The sequence below is a fragment of the Pseudomonas sp. GGS8 genome (assembly GCF_024168645.1).
Classification (GTDB): Bacteria; Pseudomonadota; Gammaproteobacteria; order Pseudomonadales; family Pseudomonadaceae; genus Aquipseudomonas.
In genome coordinates, this window is record NZ_JALJWF010000001.1 from 1,045,578 (window position 1) to 1,065,657 (window position 20,080).

8 protein-coding genes, 2 tRNA genes and 3 rRNA genes are annotated in these 20,080 nt (G+C 57.5%); 1 reads left to right on the forward strand and 12 read right to left on the reverse strand.

All coding sequences use genetic code 11. The features are described 5' to 3' along the window. Positions 1-9: 9 nt before the first annotated feature. On the reverse strand, positions 10-1,527 hold the full coding sequence (locus J3D54_RS04665) for a CoA-acylating methylmalonate-semialdehyde dehydrogenase (RefSeq protein WP_253416884.1): 1,518 nt from the start codon (positions 1,525-1,527) through the stop codon (positions 10-12). Positions 1,528-1,689: 162 nt separating this feature from the next. Here J3D54_RS04665 and J3D54_RS04670 point away from each other — a divergent pair, with 162 nt between their 5' ends. Then, the gene (locus J3D54_RS04670) at positions 1,690-2,637 is read left to right on the forward strand and encodes a LysR family transcriptional regulator (protein ID WP_253416885.1); all 948 of its coding nucleotides are present in this window, start codon (positions 1,690-1,692) and stop codon (positions 2,635-2,637) included. On the opposite strand, the gene J3D54_RS04675 is transcribed toward J3D54_RS04670, so the two are convergent. The 11 genes from J3D54_RS04675 to J3D54_RS04725 all read right to left on the reverse strand — a co-directional run bounded on the left by J3D54_RS04675 (position 2,634) and on the right by J3D54_RS04725 (position 19,678). After that, positions 2,634-3,137: an OmpA family protein gene (locus J3D54_RS04675; protein WP_253416886.1), complete on the reverse strand. Its 504-nt coding sequence runs from the start codon at positions 3,135-3,137 to the stop codon at positions 2,634-2,636. The genes J3D54_RS04670 and J3D54_RS04675 overlap by 4 nt on opposite strands. A 5-nt stretch (positions 3,138-3,142) precedes the next feature. Then, positions 3,143-4,411, reverse strand: coding sequence for a diguanylate cyclase (locus J3D54_RS04680; RefSeq protein WP_253416887.1), 1,269 nt, complete (start codon positions 4,409-4,411; stop codon positions 3,143-3,145). Continuing rightward, a complete protein-coding gene (locus J3D54_RS04685) occupies positions 4,408-4,983 on the reverse strand; it encodes a YfiR family protein (protein ID WP_253416888.1) in 576 nt (191 codons plus the stop codon). Before J3D54_RS04685 ends, J3D54_RS04680 begins: the two co-directional genes overlap by 4 nt. Positions 4,984-5,095: 112 nt before the next feature. Continuing rightward, on the reverse strand, positions 5,096-7,204 hold the full coding sequence (gene recD, locus J3D54_RS04690; protein ID WP_253416889.1) for an exodeoxyribonuclease V subunit alpha: 2,109 nt from the start codon (positions 7,202-7,204) through the stop codon (positions 5,096-5,098). Next, a complete protein-coding gene (recB, locus tag J3D54_RS04695; RefSeq protein WP_253416890.1) occupies positions 7,201-10,890 on the reverse strand; it encodes an exodeoxyribonuclease V subunit beta in 3,690 nt (1,229 codons plus the stop codon). Before recB ends, recD begins: the two co-directional genes overlap by 4 nt. Continuing rightward, entirely contained in the window at positions 10,887-14,339 is a 3,453-nt protein-coding gene (gene recC / locus J3D54_RS04700) for an exodeoxyribonuclease V subunit gamma (protein ID WP_253416891.1), read from the reverse strand. Before recC ends, recB begins: the two co-directional genes overlap by 4 nt. A 156-nt stretch (positions 14,340-14,495) precedes the next feature. Next, positions 14,496-14,611, reverse strand: a 5S ribosomal RNA gene (rrf, locus tag J3D54_RS04705). A 137-nt stretch (positions 14,612-14,748) separates the two neighbouring features. Then, positions 14,749-17,640 (reverse strand): 23S ribosomal RNA (locus J3D54_RS04710). 235 nt (positions 17,641-17,875) lie between these two features. Then, positions 17,876-17,951 (reverse strand) — tRNA-Ala (locus tag J3D54_RS04715). Positions 17,952-17,980: 29 nt separating this feature from the next. Beyond that, positions 17,981-18,057 (reverse strand) — tRNA-Ile (locus J3D54_RS04720). A gap of 82 nt (positions 18,058-18,139) precedes the next feature. After that, positions 18,140-19,678: ribosomal RNA gene (locus J3D54_RS04725) — 16S ribosomal RNA — on the reverse strand. Together the 16S, 23S and 5S rRNA genes with 2 tRNA genes alongside form the textbook arrangement of a ribosomal RNA operon. Positions 19,679-20,080: the final 402 nt, after the last annotated feature.

Sequence of the window (20,080 nt, forward strand, 5' to 3'; positions counted from 1 at the left end):
TCCGGCTCCTTAGCGCAAGTGGATGGTGGTGTTCACACCGTGGTTGATGCTGTCGTCGTCGAACCAGCGTGCAGTGACGGTCTTGGTTTGAGTGTAGAACTGCACCACTTGCTTGCCATACGGACCGAGGTCGCCAAGTTTGGAACCACGGGAACCGGTGAAGCTGAAGAACGGCACCGGCACCGGAATCGGGATGTTGATACCGACCTGGCCAACGTCGATTTCCGACTGAAATTTACGCGCCGCCGCACCGCTCTGAGTGAACAGGCCGGTGCCGTTGCCGAACGGGTTGGCGTTGACCAGGGCGATGGCCTGATCGAGGGTGTCGACTTCCAGCACCACCAGCACCGGGCCAAAGATTTCCTGAGTGTAGATCTGCATCTCAGGCGTTACGCCAGAAAACAGAGTCGGGCCGACAAAATTGCCCTGTTCATATCCCGGAACAGTGATGTCGCGACCGTCCAGCTCCAGCTTGGCGCCTTCCTTGATCCCGCTTTCGATCAGCTCGAGAATCCGCGCCTTGGCCCGTTTGGAAATCACCGGGCCAACATCAGTGCCCGGCTCGCTGCCGGCATTGACCTTGAGTTTCTGCGCCAGCGCCTTGAGATCCGGCAGCCATTGTTTGGCCGCGCCCACCAGCACCACCACCGAGGTGGCCATGCAGCGTTGCCCGGCCGCACCGAAACCGGCGCCGACCAGTGCATTGAGCGCTTGCTCGCGATTGGCATCGGGCAGCACAACGGCGTGGTTCTTGGCACCCATCATCGATTGCACGCGCTTGCCGTGTTTGCCGGCCAGGTCGTAGACATGCGTGCCGACCGCGGTCGAACCGACGAACGAAACAGCCTTGATGTCCTTGTGGGTGCAAAGCGCATCGACCACATCCTTGCCACCATGAACGACGTTGAGCACACCCGGCGGAATGCCGGCTTCAATCGCCAGTTCCACCAACAACATGGTCGACATCGGATCCTGCTCGGAAGGCTTGAGCACGAAGGTATTGCCACAGGCGATAGCCATCGGGAACATCCACAGCGGAATCATCGCCGGGAAGTTGAACGGGGTAATGCCGGCGCAGACGCCGATCGGCTGACGCAGGGTGTAGGTATCGACACCGCCTGCGACGTTCTCGGCAAACTCGCCCATTTGCAGGCTGCCAATGGAGCAGGCGTGTTCGACCACTTCCAGGCCACGGAAGATATCGCCTTCAGCATCGGCGATGGTTTTGCCCTGCTCATTGCTGAGCACCACGGCAATACGCTTGGAGTGCTCGCGAATCAGCGCCTGCAGCTTGAGCATGATGCGCATCCGCGCGCCGACTGGCGTCAGCTTCCAGGTCTGAAAGGCGCGATGGGCGGCGCTGATGGCGGCATCGACTTCAGCCGCGGTCGCGAACGGGACTTTGGCCAACACTTGTTGGGTCGCCGGGTTGACGATGTCGTGCCATTCGGTGGTCTGGGATTCGACCCACTCGCCATCGATCAACAACTTGACCTTTTGCACGGTGGTTTCTAGCGATGCGTTCATGTTGGTCTCCGGGACGTTGTTCTTATTAAGAGAGCTATCTTGGGAGCCAAGGCGAGAAAGTCGCCTTGAGATGAGGCGTGTGTCGCGAATTGGTTGTCGGACTGTTTTTGGAGTATAGATGTGCAAACTTCTAATAAGAACGCACATAAAAGCCGGTCCATCATGCAAAAAAACATCACGTCTTTAGGCTCGTTGAACTGGGATGACCTCAAGTTTTTCCTCGAGGTTGCCCGCACTCGCAAAGCCAGTACTGCAGCCAAGCGCCTGGCGGTGGACTACACCACCGTGTCGCGGCGCATCAGTTCGCTGGAGGCCTCGTTGGGCACGCTGTTGTTCGAGAAGTCCCGCACCAGCGGCTTCGTCCTGACCGCTGAAGGCCAGCGCCTGCTGGGTTACGCCGAATCGATCGAAAGCACCCTGCACATGGCTTGCGAGCAGGTCTCGGGCTCAGGCGTCGCGTTGTCGGGGCATGTGCGGATGGGCTGTACCGAAGGGTTCGGCAGCTTTTTCATCACCCCACAGCTGAGCCATTTCGTCGACGCCTACCCGGCGATCTCGGTGGACATTCTGCCGCTGCCGCACTTCATCAGCCTGTCCAAACGCGAGGCAGACATCGTCATTGCGCTGGAGCGGCCGGAACATGGCCCTTATGTCTGCTGCAAACTCTGCGACTATCGACTGCAGCTGTACGCGACCCAGGATTATCTGGACAAGCACCCACCGATCCGCCGCCCGGCAGATTTGAGCAAGCATCAATTCATCAGTTATGTGGACGATCTGGCGTTCAGCTCGGAGCTGCTGTACCTGGCGAATGTGCTGCCCGGTGCCAGTGCAAATCTGCGCAGCACCAGTGTGATCGCGCAGTTCGTGGCAGCGCAGCAAGGACGGTCACTGGCGATTCTGCCGTGCTTTTTGGCGGCTCAGGATCCGCGGTTGCTGCCGGTGTTACCGCAAGAAATCACCATCACCCGGCAGTTCTGGATGTACTGCCGGGAAGACCTGCGCAAGCTCAAGCGGATCACCTTGTTGTGGGACTACATCCGTGCCGTCACCGAGCAGAATCAAGGACTGTTGATGGGGGAAAGCCGGGAGATGGTGTTCGCCGATTAATCCGCGCTCACCACGATCGACACCCGCCGGTTCTCGGTGCGCCCATCCACTGTGTCGTTAGAGGCGACGGGCTTGCTGCTGCCCAGGCCGCGCAGCTGGATGTTTTGTTCTTTTATGCCGATAGAGGCCAAGACCTTTTCAACGCTTTTCGCGCGACGTAGGGAAAGTTGTTCGTTATAGGATTCTTTGCCTGAGGAATCGGTGTGGCCGTCAATCCTCACCCGCTCGATTCCCACCCCCAACAACGCCTTGCCAATGCGTTCGACGATCTGGGTACTGGCGGGGTTGAGGTGTTCGACATCGCTACCGAACAGCACTTTGCCGGACAGGCCGAAGGCCCAGCCCTCATCCGTCATCTCGAAACCTTGCTGCTTGAGCACTGCGATCTGCGCCGGGGTCAGTCCTTTCTGCGGTGTCGTCTGGCAACCGGTCAATGCCAGCAACGCGATGAATAAGGTGATCGTGAAAAGATGCAGGGAACGTTGGGCAAGTGAGAACACAGAAATCAGCTCCTGGTTTGAACATCGGCGACAGGGTGCTCCGACCCTGCCGTGTGGTAGGCGCCTCGGGAAAGGCGTTTGGCCTGATACATCGCGGCGTCGGCAGCATCGAGCAGCGCCCCCGGCGTAAGCCCATGATCCGGGTACACGGCGATGCCGATACTGAGTGACGTCAGCACTTGGGTACCGCCCGGCAACGGGATTGGCGCTTCCATGCTGGCAATGATTTTGTCCGCAATCCGTTCGGCGTCTTCGGCCTTGTGCAGCGGCGTCAACAGCACGGCAAACTCGTCGCCGCCCAGCCGCGCAACCAGATCCTCTTCACGCAACTGCGCACGAACCCGGGTCGCCACGGCGATCAGCACCGCATCACCGGCAGCGTGACCGAAGTTGTCGTTGATCTCCTTGAACCGGTCGCTGTCCAGAAACAGTACGGCCACTCCCTCATCCAGCTTGCCCGCATTGCGCAAGGCGCGCATCAGGCGGCCTTCGAAAAATGCCCGGTTCGGCAACCCGGTAAGGCTGTCATGGCTGGCCTGGTGGGCCAGGGTTTCGTTTTCGCTTTGCAGATGGGTCTGCCAGGACTCAAGCTCGTCGAGCAAGGCATTGAAGTCGTTGCCCAGGTTGTCGAGTTCGGCAATGTCGGCGGGCGGTACGCGCCGGTCGAAGGCACGCTCGCTACGGGCAGCGTGAGCCACGACAGCCAGGCTGCGCAACGGGCCGGTGATCCCTCGCAATTGCCGACGCGCCAGATAAAGCGCAACCCAGGCACTGACAGCGGTACACAAGACGATTCCCACCAGACCACTGAGCAAGAAACGCATCAAGCTCTCACCGTGACCGGTGAGCAGGATGCTGCCGATTTCCTGACCTTGATGGGTGATCGGCATGCTGATGGGTTTTTCCAGAATCGTTCGGGCGATCTGCATTTCAAGATCGGAGAGCCACCCCGTTTCCGGTCGTTGCCAACGCGCGAGCAACTCGCCTTGTTCGTTCATCACTTGTGCATCGGCCACTTCTTCAGTGGACGCGATCAATGCCAGCGCTTCGGTGGCGGCGGCCTTGTCGTTGAATACCACCGCGGCTTCCACGGTGTAGTTGATCGAACGGGCAATCAGATGCAGGTTGTGATCGGCATAGACCCGCAAAGCCAGAACACCCAGCAGGGTCAGTGAAACACTGGCCATGGCCACGCCCACCAGGGCGACGATCAAATGTCCACGGCCGATAACCGAACCGAGAGTCGGACGTATACGAGGGTTAAATAGACTCATGGCGCCGCCGGCTTGCGGCGCGACAGTTGCAGCACACTGGGATGAATGCGCACACCGCTGCGGGCGACCGAGTCGAGGTTGACCTCGAAAGACACCTGTTCATCACCGACCCGCAGGCAGAACAGGCTGCCAACGGTGCATTGATCGCCGCCTTCGCTGATGCTCACCACCGGGCGCCCCGCCAACGAGGCGAATAGCCGACTGCGTTCATCGCTGGTCAGCTTGCCGATATACACCGCATCGCATTCACTGGCGATGGCCGGGTTATCGGCCAGCAACCGTCGTACAGTAACCGGTCGCCCCGAGGCTTGTGTGGAGCCTTTGACCAGGTCGTCGGTGTATTCAGTGGGGCCGACCACGCACAGACGCAACTGTTGGGGCTCAACAGGCCATCGGGCATAACTGAGGATCCCGAGTACCACCTGAGTGACCGAGCTGGCACGTTGGTCGGCCTTGCTCACAATAGCTTCCGACTCAGCACAGACAACGCCCGTCAACAAACAGAGGAGGCCGGCAAGCAGTACTTGTTTGCAGCCAACGACGCGCTCTGTCGCCCAGACAGCCAACTTCATGCAGGAATTCTCTACGATCGCAACAAGATGATGCCGCAACGATAGCACAGCGCTGAAACACCAGCGAGGCGACGCGCCACGGCACCTCGGACAGATTCCGTCGTCTCCTCCTTCAGTAACCCGGCGCGATACCCTCTTCCAGCTCCAGCATCAACCCGCTCAAGCGCTTGACCTTGCGCCGCACGGCCTCTTCGAACACGCCGGCTCGAGGCTCAATCAGGGTGAACCAGTCTTTGGCCCGGGTTATTCCGGTATAGATCAGCTCCTTGGTGAGCACAGGATTCAAAGCATCCGGCAGAATCAACGCCGTATGGGCAAATTCCGAGCCCTGGGATTTGTGCACGGTCATGGCATACACAGTGTCGACATCGTTGAGTCGGCTTGGCAGGACAAAACGCACACCGCCCTGCCCATCATTGCGCGGGAAGGCCACGCGCAGCACGTGCCGCCCGGCCTCGGGGCCCTCACGCTCCGGCAGCTTGAGGGCAATGCCAATGTCACCGTTCATCAAACCCAGGCCATAGTCGTTGCGGGTCATCAGCACGGGCCGACCTTCGTACCACTGATGGTCGCTGTCGATCAGTCGGGCCTTGAGCAGCGCGTCGGTCACGCGTTGATTCAAGCCCTCCACACCCCAAGGCCCTTTGCGTACGGCACACAACAGCTGGAAAGCGTCGAAGGCTTGTAGCACCAGGCGAGCCCAATCCGCCCAGCATGGATCGTCGAGCGGGCGGTCGAGCGATGGTCGCTGACTGCGTAAAAGACTCAGGTAATGCCGATACCCCTGCGGTCCCCCTCCATGGCCTTCGAGCAACAAGCGCTCCAGAGCCCGGTCCTGTTCACCCTTGAGGGGCAGGGAAAATACGTCGCCATGACTCGCAGCGGCCAATAACTTGCGCGCGTCCTCGGGATGCTGTTGGTTAACCCAGCGGGCCAGCTGACCAATGCCGCTACCCTCGCCGAAGCGCCGTGAGTGGCGCAGCATCACGACTTGCTGGGCCAGTGGATGCGCGCCGTGGGTGTCTTCGCGCAAACCGCTGGCATCGAGGCTTTCACCGCTGACCGCCTCCAGCCACTGGCGGGTCTGCGGGCTGTACCAACCGGCTTCGGCATCTCGACACAGATCGCCCAGTACGGCACCGGCCTCGACCGACGCCAGTTGATCCTTGTCACCGAGCAGCACCAGACGAGCATGGGGCGGCAACGCATCAAGCAGGTTGGCCATCATTTCCAGGTCGATCATCGAGGCTTCGTCCACCACTAATACATCCAGCGGCAAGCGATTACCGGCGTGGTGGCGGAAATGCCGGGTACCGGGGCGACTGCCGAGCAAACGGTGCACGGTGGTCACATCCGACGGGATCTTCTCGCGCACTGTTTCAGCAACTCTCAGGGTTTGAACCTGCTGGCTGATGGACTCGGTCAATCGTGCGGCAGCTTTGCCGGTGGGTGCCGCGAGACGAATGCGCAGCGGTTTACCGGCCTCCACCGCGGGTGCCTGGAGCAACGCGAGCAAGCGTACAACCGTAGTGGTCTTGCCGGTTCCCGGGCCGCCGGTGACGATGCTGAATGCACTGCGGGTAGCCAGAGCACACGCGAGCTTCTGCCAGTCGATCACTTCATCAAGCGTGGCTGGACCGAACAGGCCGGTCAGGCGTTGGGACAAATCATCCGGCGTTGCTTCGTGTGCCGCCAGGCGCTGGCGCAGCGCATGGTCGATGCGCCGTTCGTAAGCCCAGTAGCGGCGCAGGTACAGGCGCTTACCCGACAGCACCAACGGCCGGTGTTGCGCAGCCTCACGCCCGTCGACGGCCAGAGCCACCAAACGACTGGACGCCAGTACCTTGCACCAATGGGCGCCGTCCAGCGCCTCAAGCAATTGTGACGGCAGCAACATCGCACCGCTTTGCAAATCACCTTCCGGCGGCAGCGACAAAGCGAAGTCCGGTTCTTTCAACGTTTCGAACAGATCCAGACAGACATGGCCGTGGCCCAACTGGTGACTGATCAACGCGGCGGCCAGCAGCACCAGCGGATCATCGTCGGGAGCAAGCTCATGGAGAAAGGCGACGAAGGCCTTGTCCAGCGCCCGCAGCCAGCCGCGTTCGACCCAGCGCGTGAGCAGCAGCAACAAATCATCAGCACGACTCAACGGGGCCAGGTCCGCCAGACTTTCCGCCGCCAACGGCGTGGGCAGTAAATCGGCGAAAGTGCGACTCATAGCAATACTCCCTGTTCCCAGGCGGGTTCGGCCTTGGGCTCTGGCTTACCCTGGAACAACCGGTCCAGGCGCTCGATCAGCTCCCGTGGCGGACGGGCAAAATACACACCCTGGCTGGCCGCTCGAGTACCACGAAGAAACAGGTACAACGCCCCACCGACATGTCGGTCGTAATCGTAATCGACCAGCCGAGCCTTGAGCTGGCGATGCAGGGCGAGCAGGTACAGTACGTATTGCAGGTCGTAACGGTTATCGAGAATCGACTGCTCCATGGCCTGCTCGGTATAGGCCGCGTCATCGACGCCCAGCCAATTGGATTTGTAGTCAGCGACGTAGTAACGGCCTTCATGCTCGAACGTCAGGTCGATGAAGCCTTTGAACATGCCATTGAGCAGCACCGGTTCGGCGGCCACCCGGGCCACGCCGTTATGGGTGTATTGGCGCACCAGCTCATCGAGTTTGAGCACATCGACTTTATGACTGGCGAACCAGAACTCCATCTCGACCCGGTATTGAGTCAGTTGCTCGAACACCACCGGCACCTGCCCGCCACCGATGTGCAATGGGGATTTGAGCAAGTGCTGCAGCCAGCCGCTCAGCGTGGTGATCCAGCCTTCCCAGCCACGACGGTTGCAGCGACGGGCGATGGCGTCTTCCACGGTTTGCGGTGCAGCGGCAAAACCTTCGTCACCGGCCCATTCGAGCAATCCATGAAGAAAAGTGCCGGGGTTCGGACCACGAGGGAATCGATGGATATCAGCGCCGCCAGCGGCGACTTCTCGTGGCGCTTCGGGGTCAAGGCGTTCGTCGTCAAAGAGCTTTTGAGCTTGCGCGCTCTCCGGTGCCTCGTCACTGCCCACGCTCAGACTGTCACCAATGCGTAAGGCGCTGTAAGAGGCGATCCACCAGTTTTCACTGGCCTTGCGCCTGGGTATCAGCGGGGCAAGCAAGGTCGCTTCATTGCGTGGCGGGTGGTAATGCTCGGCGGTCGCGTCAGGCATTTCACTGTAGTTCAGCGCCGCACAGTCTTGCTGCAGGTCTTCCAGCCAACAACGCAGCCCTGCCGACTCAGCCAATGGCTCACCACCGCCCAGCAGATAACCCAACGCCGAAAGGTGCAGGACCGAGCCATTGTTATTGCCGCGCTTGAGGTCCGTCACACCCAGCCAGCAAGCATGTTGTGCCCGGGTCAGGGCCACATAGAGCAGTCGAAGATCTTCGGCCAAACGCTCATCATCGGCCAGGGCGATCAACTCGGCCGTCGGCTTCAAGCTCACTTGTGCCTTGCCCGAAGCATCGTGGTAATGCAGCGGCAGGCGACTGCCGTCCACCGGTTTTGCCGAGCAGATGAACGGCAGAAACACCAACGGATACTCAAGCCCTTTGGATTTGTGGATGGTCACGACCTTGACCAGTTGCTCGTCGCTTTCCAGACGCAGGATCTGTTCTTCGCCAGCCTGACCAGACAACGCCAGATGCTCGGACAAATGACGGATCAGCGCTTGCTCGCCATCGAGTTCGGCGGCGGCCTGCTGCAACAACTCGGATAAGTGCAGCAGGTTGGTCAATATCCGCTCACCATCGCTGCGCGCAATCAACGCCTGGGGCAACTGAAAGTCATGCAGCAATCGCCGCAACATAGGTAGCACGCCCTGCTTGCGCCAAAGCTCGCGATAACCGCGGAACTGCATGACCCGTGCTTCCCAGGCCAGTTCGTCCTGATTCAGCCGCTCCAGTTCAGCCAGTGAAAGGTTCAGCGTGATGCAGGCCAGTGCGGCACGCAGTGGACGCTCGACATCTGGCTCGGCACAGGCTTTGAGCCAGGTCAGCAAGTCATGGGCCTCCTGCGCGGCAAACACCGAGTCCTTGTCCGACAGGTAGACACTGCGCACACCGCGAGCGGAAAGTTCGCCACGCACGGCCTGGGCTTCTTTGCCGTCGCGCACCAGAATCGCGATATCCGCCGGCAGCAAGCACCTGAGATCCTTACCATCCTGAATGAAGCCCGCACGCCCCTGCTGACCGCCATTGAGCAGCGCAGTGATTTCACTGGCGCAGGCGGCGGCCAATTGTTGCCGATACACCGCGCCGGACAATGGCTGATCAGCGGACAAGTGCCAGATGTTCAGGGCAGGCACAACCTGACCATCAATGTGCAGGACTTCTTTGCGCCCCTGGGACTCGACGGGCAGAAACGGTACCGGGTTCTCGCCATTCTTCTCACGGAACAGGAATGCTCCACGCCCCTGCTCGCGAGATTCGGCACGCTCGAACACATGGTTCACTGCGTTGACCATGCCATGACTGGAACGGAAATTTGTACCCAGGGTATGCAGGCGGCCGGTGGTGGCTTGCCGGGCGCGCAGATAGGTATAGATATCGGCACCGCGGAAGGCATAGATCGCCTGCTTCGGGTCGCCGATCAGGAATAGGCCGGATTCTGGATTGTTATCTTCGATGCGATAAATGCTCTCGAAGATTCGGTACTGCACCGGGTCGGTGTCCTGGAATTCGTCGATCAACGCGACCGGGAACTGCTCGCGGATCAGGGTTGCCAGGCGCTCACCGCCATCAGACTGCAAGGCCGCATCGAGGCGCAGCAGCATGTCGTCGAAGCCCATTTCCGCGCGGCGACGCTTTTCTTCCTCGAACCGTGCACCGACCCAGTGGGCGGCATGTTGCAGCACGGCGGCATCGGGGGTCGGCAAACCATCAAGGCTGGCCTTGAGAACGGGCATCGCATCGAGACCGGGATGACGGGGAGCTTCACCTTTCCAGGCTTCAGCCATGCCATCGGGCGTCAGGCGAGTGAAGCCGGTGCCAATGTCCAACTGTTCGAGAGATTCGTCTTCGGCCCAGGCCCGGAGCTTTTCGAACCAGGGTTCGAAGTAGCGTGCCTGCATCTTACGACCATCGACGCTCTTGCTCGCGACGCCCTGCTGACAGATGGCAAGCAACTCATCGGCCCATTGACGCCAAGGCATCTTGAGCTCGAGCAAAGCGGCCCGTCGTTCCTCCAGGCACTCGGCAATCAACTCGGCAGGTTCTTTACCTTCGACGCTGTCACGTTCGCTGGCGAACAACCCACGCACGCGCGGCAACAACGCCGCCGGGCCACCCCAGTTGCTGCGAACCCAGTTCAGCGCATCGCCTTGCATCGGGTAACAGAACATTCGCCAGTAGTCGCGCAGGACTTCGCCGAGCAAATCACTGTGATCGGTTTCCAGGGTCTGGGTGAACAGGCTGCCACTGTCGAATGCATGTTCGCGCAGCATGCGCTGGCACCAACTGTGGATGGTCGATACCGCCGCTTCATCCATCCACTGGGCGGCGATGTCCAGACGGTTTGCACAGCCTGGCCACTGTTCAGGGAGGTATTGCCCCCGCAACTCAGCAATGAGGCCATCCGGCGCCGGTATCTCATCGCGGAAAAACCGCGCAGCTTCAGCCAGCCGTGTACGAATACGTTCGCGCAGTTCTTTGGTTGCGGCATCAGTGAAGGTCACCACGAGGATTTGCGGCGGCAGCAATTCACGGCCAAAACCACTCGACTCGTCGCCATGGCCAAGGACCAGACGCAAGTACAGCGCAGAAATGGTGAAGGTCTTACCGGTCCCGGCGCTGGCTTCGATCAGTTGGCTTCCACGCAAGGGGAACGCCAGGGCCAGCGGTGTTTTCGTGGTCATGGGCGCGCTTCCTCGCTCGTCAATGAGCGCCAGGGAGCCTCAAGCAGCGGCCGATACAAAGCGTCGCACCAATCGGGGAAGGTCTCGTCGGCAATCAGGACATCGTAATCGGCGTATTGCCGAGCGAGTGCCGGGCTTTCGCGGCGCTCGCCATCAGTGGTCTGGCCATCGCCTTCATAGGCCTTTCGGGCGGCGGCGTCGGCTTTGGCCGGATCGGTTTGAGCGAGCCAGGCGAAGGCTGTTTTTACGGCAATCGGCAGCGGCTGGCGCATGCCCGTTTGCCAGGCCAGCAACAGATTACCCAGGGCATCAAGTGCTGCAGCCTTCGCCAACGGAGCCAGTACCAGGCTGTCGTCGCTGGCCACCAACGCGGTGGTCATCGGCATCCCGCTGGCACAGGCAACCAGGTGATTGATCCATGGTCGTGTCAGACGATGCCATTTGCGTGTCTTGAGTGAGCCGATGCTGTTGGGAATCGTGGTGACTGACAACAAACCACCGTCCGCCCGTTGATGTAGGGCACTGAGCCAGCCCTCCAGGCGCAGCCCATGCAGCTCCAGACTCACCGGCAACGCGCTGGTGAGCGGGGTCGGCCATAACGCCAGGAGCTGCTGATAGCGCTGCAACAGATCCGGCAGCGGTTCGATCAACTCTCGCTGAAGGCATTCGCCAAAACCGGCCATGGGCAACAGCCCGCTGTTTTGCAGGCGTTTCGCCTGCGCCTCCAGTGCCTGATCGGTTTGACCCGGTTGCCCCAGCGCTGCTTCAAGCAAGCTGGCGCTGAGGCTATAGCGTTGCAGCGCATCGAGTACAAATGGCTCTTCATCCGCCAGAGGCGCTTCGGCAGCCTCGAAGAATACTTTGAGCCGCTGACTGAAAAAATGTCGCACCGGGTTGCGCAGAAAATCCTGCAGTTGACCCAAGCTCAGCGGTTCGTCCTGAACGTAGGGTTCGAGAACCTCAGTATCGGTCGTCAGATCCCTGACTTGATGAAGTAACTGCCACTCGCTGGCGTAGCTGAACAAATCATCGCCTTCATGAAAGTAGCGTGCACTGAAGGGTTGCAAAGGATGTTCCTGAGTCATGGACTCAAGCAGATCATCATCGTCATCGTGCAACCGCCAACCACTGGCGAGATGGTCACGCAGCTGTCCTATCAATACCGAGGCAGGGCGCTCACTGTTGTCCCGGATACTGCGGCCGACCCAGCTGATATAGAGTTGGTCCCGTGCCGACAACAATGCTTCCAGCAACAGATAGCGGTCATCTTCGCGTCGGGAACGATCGCCGGGGCGGTAGTCGCTGCCCATCAGGTCGAAGTCCAGCGGCGGCTGCGCGCGAGGGTAATCACCATCATTCATGCCCAGCAGACAGACCAGTTTGAACGGGATCGCTCGCATGGGCATCAAGGTACAGAAGTTGACGGCACCGGCGAGAAAGCGCTGAGACAGACGACCTTGGTCGAGGCCGGCCAGCCAGGCTTCACGGACTACGGTGAGCGGTAACTCATCTTGCAAGCCTACCGACTCGCAGGTCTCAAGCCAGGTCTCACGCAGCTCTTCGAGCTGGGCCAACAAATAGTCGTCATGTTCGTTACTGGCCTGGAAGAACAACTGCACCAGTGCTTGCAAACGGATGCCCCAGAGTTTGGGCGGCGCAGGCTGGGTGAGCTCCTGATGGGCAATCTCCAGCGCATCCAGCAGTGCGACCAAAGGACCTATGAGCGCGGCATCCAGCCCACCAATCTCGTCGTAGGGTTCAATACCCTCGCAGGCACTGGCGCTGCCCACGGCATAACCAAGCAACATCCGTCGCAGGCCGAAACGCCAACTGTTTTGCTCCAGTTCTTCAGGCAGGCCCAGGCCCGCACGCTGCTCGGCATTCATTCCCCAGCGGATACCTGCGCCTTCGATCCAGCGGTGCAGGGTCGGCAGGTCACGTTCCTCTACGCCAAACCGAGCGCGTAATGCCGGAACGTCCAGAAGATCGAGAACTTCGCTGACGGGAAAGCGGCTATCGGGCAGCTTGAGCAGATGCTCGACAGCGATCAGTAGCGGATCCCTGCCTCGCTGGCCTTGATCCGCGAGCGTAAAGGGAATGAAGCGTGGGTCGTGGCGATCAAGCTGACCAAAGACAGCACGGATATGGGGGGCATAAGTGTCGATGTCTGGAACCATCACGATCACGTCGCGAGGCCTGAGGTCTGGATCAGCACTGAATCGTGCAAGCAGCTGATCGTGGAGAATCTCCACTTCGCGTTGAGCGCTATGGGCGATATGAAAACGGATCGATTCGTCCTTTATCAGATCGACAGCAGGCCAACGCTCGAGAGTTTCGTTCAGGGGGCGCAATTCCAGAATGTCGTCCTGCAACTGATTGAGCATGCTCTGTGGCTGGTTATCGCTGAAAAGGTCGATGCGCCCATCGCGAAATGCTGAGCGATAGCTGTTGGGGTCGTCGTAACTGTCGAGCAGATTGATGTAGTCACGCCCCTGCTTGCCCCACGCTGCCAATAGCGGGTGGGCATGCTGATGGAGCGTTTTCGGATCAAGCACAACCGGCATGCCGCGCTTGCGAGCCTGGCGTTTGTATTGATGCCGCAACAGGTCTTTATCGGCGACGATGTCCGCCCAATGGTGACGACATGGGTTGTGTACGCACAGCAAGACCTGGCTGAAACGAGCCAGCCCGGCAAGTGCTTCCAGGGCTTGAGCTGGCAGTGAAGAAATCCCGAAAACAATCACCCGTGAAGGCAATCCACTGGGCGCTATGTCGAGACCATTTATACGCTCAATAAAGCGTTGGTGGACACCCGCGCGGCTTTGCGCCATGCCTTGCTCACCGACATCCAGCAACAACGCACGCCACAGCTCTGCTTGCCAGCAGTTGGCCGGGGTCAGGGCTTTGGCTTCGCCTCTGCCATTTCGTAATTGGTGACGGCCTTCTGCCCAGTCTTCGAGCCAGTCCGCCCTGTACACCTGATATTGGTCGAATAGATCCGCTAGTCGCTCCGCCAATTGATAGCGTTTGCGTAAGTCGGTGTCATTCGTAAGGAAGCGCTGCAGAGGTTCGAAATGCGGTTGGTTGATCAACTGTGGTAGCAGACGCATCAGGCGCCAGGTCAGCGGGGCTTTATCGAGCAGGGATTTGGCTGGGATCTCGTCACGTCCCAACACCATGCGATAGAGCTGCCACATGAAGCTGCCTGGCAACTGCACATCAATGGCGGCGGCGATTCCGCAGCCGCCCATGTCGTCATCTTGAGGGTCTTCGGCCAGTGCCAGCTTAAGCCATTGGGCGATACCGTTGCTCTGTACCAGGGCGATTTCATTTTCCAAGGGAGCCAACGGGTAGCGCCGCATCCAACTGATCACCAGGCTGCGCAGCTCGTCCAGGCGGTTGCCGTGAACCACCATAAAACCAGCACTGAGGGACGTAGCGTCCGGCATAAAGGCTTCCTTGGGAAAATACAAAAGCTAGGGCCGAACCTTAGCACTGTCGGCAGACTGTGACAGCCGGGAGCGTTCCGATGTTGTTGTACGAACTTTCCTGCGGACAAAACAAAACCCCTACCTGCGTACGCAGATAGGGGTTTCGGAATTTAATCTTGACGATGACCTACTCTCACATGGGGAAACCCCACACTACCATCGGCGATGCATCGTTTCACTTCTGAGTTCGGGATGGGATCAGGTGGTTCCAATGCTCTATGGTCGTCAAGAAATTCGGGTACCGAACCGTCTTTCGACGCTTCAGCAAATTGGGTATGCGATAGTTTGTGTGTTGTGCGAACTTTCGGTTCATTGCGTCTTCACACACCGCAATCTGGCCTTTCGACTCAAATTGCTTGGGTGTTATATGGTCAAGCCTCACGGGCAATTAGTATTGGTTAGCTCAACGCCTCACAGCGCTTACACACCCAACCTATCAACGTCGTAGTCTTCGACGGCCCTTCAGGGGACTCAAGGTCCCAGTGAGATCTCATCTTGAGGCTAGTTTCCCGCTTAGATGCTTTCAGCGGTTATCTATTCCGAACATAGCTACCCGGCAATGCCACTGGCGTGACAACCGGAACACCAGAGGTTCGTCCACTCCGGTCCTCTCGTACTAGGAGCAGCCCCTCTCAAATCTCAAACGTCCACGGCAGATAGGGACCGAACTGTCTCACGACGTTCTAAACCCAGCTCGCGTACCACTTTAAATGGCGAACAGCCATACCCTTGGGACCGGCTTCAGCCCCAGGATGTGATGAGCCGACATCGAGGTGCCAAACACCGCCGTCGATATGAACTCTTGGGCGGTATCAGCCTGTTATCCCCGGAGTACCTTTTATCCGTTGAGCGATGGCCCTTCCATACAGAACCACCGGATCACTAAGACCTACTTTCGTACCTGCTCGACGTGTCTGTCTCGCAGTCAAGCGCGCTTTTGCCTTTATACTCTACGACCGATTTCCGACCGGTCTGAGCGCACCTTCGTACTCCTCCGTTACTCTTTAGGAGGAGACCGCCCCAGTCAAACTACCCACCATACACTGTCCTCGATCCGGATAACGGACCTGAGTTAGAACCTCAAAGTTGCCAGGGTGGTATTTCAAGGATGGCTCCACGCGAACTGGCGTCCACGCTTCAAAGCCTCCCACCTATCCTACACAAGCAAATTCAAAGTCCAGTGCAAAGCTATAGTAAAGGTTCACGGGGTCTTTCCGTCTAGCCGCGGATACACTGCATCTTCACAGCGATTTCAATTTCACTGAGTCTCGGGTGGAGACAGCGCCGCCATCGTTACGCCATTCGTGCAGGTCGGAACTTACCCGACAAGGAATTTCGCTACCTTAGGACCGTTATAGTTACGGCCGCCGTTTACCGGGGCTTCGATCAAGAGCTTCGCGTTAGCTAACCCCATCAATTAACCTTCCGGCACCGGGCAGGCGTCACACCCTATACGTCCACTTTCGTGTTTGCAGAGTGCTGTGTTTTTAATAAACAGTCGCAGCGGCCTGGTATCTTCGACCGGCGTGGGCTTACGCAGTAAATGCTTCACCCTCACCGGCGCACCTTCTCCCGAAGTTACGGTGCCATTTTGCCTAGTTCCTTCACCCGAGTTCTCTCAAGCGCCTTGGTATTCTCTACCCAACCACCTGTGTCGGTTTGGGGTACGGTTCCTGGTTACCTGAAGCTTAGAAGCTTTTCTTGGAAGCATGGCATCAACCACTTCGTGTTCTAAAAGAACACTCGTCATCAGATCTCGGCCTTAGAATCCCGGATTTACCTAAGATTCCAGCCTACCACCTTAAACTTGGACAACCAACGCCAAGCTGGCCTAGCCTTCTCCGTCCCTCCATCGCAATAACCAGAAGTACAGGAATATTAACCTGTTTTCCATCGACTACGCTTTTCAGCCTCGCCTTAGGGACCGACTAACCCTGCGTCGATTAACGTTGCGCAGGAAACCTTGGTCTTTCGGCGTGGGTGTTTTTCACACCCATTGTCGTTACTCATGTCAGCATTCGCACTTCTGATACCTCCAGCAAGCTTCTCAACTCACCTTCACAGGCTTACAGAACGCTCCTCTACCGCATCACCTAAGTGATACCCGTAGCTTCGGTGTATGGTTTGAGCCCCGTTACATCTTCCGCGCAGGCCGACTCGACTAGTGAGCTATTACGCTTTCTTTAAAGGGTGGCTGCTTCTAAGCCAACCTCCTAGCTGTCTAAGCCTTCCCACATCGTTTCCCACTTAACCATAACTTTGGGACCTTAGCTGACGGTCTGGGTTGTTTCCCTTTTCACGACGGACGTTAGCACCCGCCGTGTGTCTCCCATGCTCGGCACTTGTAGGTATTCGGAGTTTGCATCGGTTTGGTAAGTCGGGATGACCCCCTAGCCGAAACAGTGCTCTACCCCCTACAGTGATACATGAGGCGCTACCTAAATAGCTTTCGAGGAGAACCAGCTATCTCCGAGCTTGATTAGCCTTTCACTCCGATCCACAGGTCATCCGCTAACTTTTCAACGGTAGTCGGTTCGGTCCTCCAGTCAGTGTTACCTAACCTTCAACCTGCCCATGGATAGATCGCCCGGTTTCGGGTCTATTCCCAGCGACTAGACGCCCTATTAAGACTCGCTTTCGCTACGCCTCCCCTATTCGGTTAAGCTCGCCACTGAAAATAAGTCGCTGACCCATTATACAAAAGGTACGCAGTCACCCAACAAAGTGGGCTCCCACTGCTTGTACGCATACGGTTTCAGGATCTATTTCACTCCCCTCTCCGGGGTTCTTTTCGCCTTTCCCTCACGGTACTAGTTCACTATCGGTCAGTCAGTAGTATTTAGCCTTGGAGGATGGTCCCCCCATATTCAGACAAAGTTTCTCGTGCTCCGTCCTACTCGATTTCATGGCCAAGAGATTTTCGCGTACAGGGCTATCACCCACTATGGCCGCACTTTCCAGAGCGTTCCGCTAATCTCAAAGCCACTTAAGGGCTAGTCCCCGTTCGCTCGCCACTACTAAGGGAATCTCGGTTGATTTCTTTTCCTCAGGGTACTTAGATGTTTCAGTTCCCCTGGTTCGCCTCTTGCACCTATGTATTCAGTACAAGATAACCATCTTATGATGGCTGGGTTCCCCCATTCAGACATCTCCGGATCAAAGTCTGTTTGCCGACTCCCCGAAGCTTTTCGCAGGCTACCACGTCTTTCATCGCCTCTGACTGCCAAGGCATCCACCGTATGCGCTTCTTCACTTGACCATATAACCCCAAGCAATCTGGTTATACTGTGAAGACGACATTCGCCGAAAATTCGCGATTAAACTCACAAATTTTACCTTAGCCTGAATAAACACCAGTGAAAGTGCTATCCAGTCTATCTTTCTATCACATACCCAAATTTTTAAAGAACGATCTAGCCAAAGACTAGAAATCAACATTCACCATCATCACAATGGAATGCTCATTTCTAAGCTTTCAACAACAGAAGCAGTAGTGGTGGAGCCAAACGGGATCGAACCGTTGACCTCCTGCGTGCAAGGCAGGCGCTCTCCCAGCTGAGCTATGGCCCCGTATTTCTACAGGTTTTCCCACACAAAATTGGTGGGTCTGGGCAGATTCGAACTGCCGACCTCACCCTTATCAGGGGTGCGCTCTAACCAACTGAGCTACAGACCCAATTTCGGGCTGCTTCTTATCGTCTTCTTCAATGAATCAAGCAATTCGTGTGGGAACTTATGGAGCAGCTGATGTCGTCGATTAAGGAGGTGATCCAGCCGCAGGTTCCCCTACGGCTACCTTGTTACGACTTCACCCCAGTCATGAATCACACCGTGGTAACCGTCCCCCCGAAGGTTAGACTAGCTACTTCTGGTGCAACCCACTCCCATGGTGTGACGGGCGGTGTGTACAAGGCCCGGGAACGTATTCACCGCGACATTCTGATTCGCGATTACTAGCGATTCCGACTTCACGCAGTCGAGTTGCAGACTGCGATCCGGACTACGATCGGTTTTGTGGGATTAGCTCCACCTCGCGGCTTGGCAACCCTCTGTACCGACCATTGTAGCACGTGTGTAGCCCAGGCCGTAAGGGCCATGATGACTTGACGTCATCCCCACCTTCCTCCGGTTTGTCACCGGCAGTCTCCTTAGAGTGCCCACCATTACGTGCTGGTAACTAAGGACAAGGGTTGCGCTCGTTACGGGACTTAACCCAACATCTCACGACACGAGCTGACGACAGCCATGCAGCACCTGTCTCAATGTTCCCGAAGGCACCAATCCATCTCTGGAAAGTTCATTGGATGTCAAGGCCTGGTAAGGTTCTTCGCGTTGCTTCGAATTAAACCACATGCTCCACCGCTTGTGCGGGCCCCCGTCAATTCATTTGAGTTTTAACCTTGCGGCCGTACTCCCCAGGCGGTCAACTTAATGCGTTAGCTGCGCCACTAAGAGCTCAAGGCTCCCAACGGCTAGTTGACATCGTTTACGGCGTGGACTACCAGGGTATCTAATCCTGTTTGCTCCCCACGCTTTCGCACCTCAGTGTCAGTATCAGTCCAGGTGGTCGCCTTCGCCACTGGTGTTCCTTCCTATATCTACGCATTTCACCGCTACACAGGAAATTCCACCACCCTCTACCATACTCTAGCTCGACAGTTTTGAATGCAGTTCCCAGGTTGAGCCCGGGGATTTCACATCCAACTTAACGAACCACCTACGCGCGCTTTACGCCCAGTAATTCCGATTAACGCTTGCACCCTCTGTATTACCGCGGCTGCTGGCACAGAGTTAGCCGGTGCTTATTCTGTCGGTAACGTCAAAACAATTACGTATTAGGTAACTGCCCTTCCTCCCAACTTAAAGTGCTTTACAATCCGAAGACCTTCTTCACACACGCGGCATGGCTGGATCAGGCTTTCGCCCATTGTCCAATATTCCCCACTGCTGCCTCCCGTAGGAGTCTGGACCGTGTCTCAGTTCCAGTGTGACTGATCATCCTCTCAGACCAGTTACGGATCGTCGCCTTGGTGAGCCATTACCTCACCAACTAGCTAATCCGACCTAGGCTCATCTGATAGCGCAAGGCCCGAAGGTCCCCTGCTTTCTCCCGTAGGACGTATGCGGTATTAGCGTTCGTTTCCGAACGTTATCCCCCACTACCAGGCAGATTCCTAGGCATTACTCACCCGTCCGCCGCTCGCCACCAGGTACAAGTACCCGTGCTGCCGCTCGACTTGCATGTGTTAGGCCTGCCGCCAGCGTTCAATCTGAGCCATGATCAAACTCTTCAGTTCAAACATCTTTGGGTTTTTAAGAAACCCTAAACTTGGCTCAGCAATCGTTGGTTACATCTTTGATTTCTCGCGAAGTAACTTGTGATGCTGATAATCTTGTTGACTATCAGTCTGACCCCACAAGCACCCACACGAATTGCTTGATTCAGTTGTTAAAGAGCGGTTGGTTAAGATCTTTCATCTCAACCGAGGCGCGCATTCTACAGCAGCCTCTGTTACTGTCAAGCGGTTATTTTCAGAAGCTTTCAAAGTTTCCCGTAAGAAACATCAGCAACTTCAACCACTTGCGCTTCCGATCTCTCGTTAGCGGGAGGCGAATTCTACAGCGTTAGTCGCTGCTGTCAACACCTCTTTTTCTCCGCTTTCGACCGAGAGGATCGAACCGTCAATAAGGCGACAACA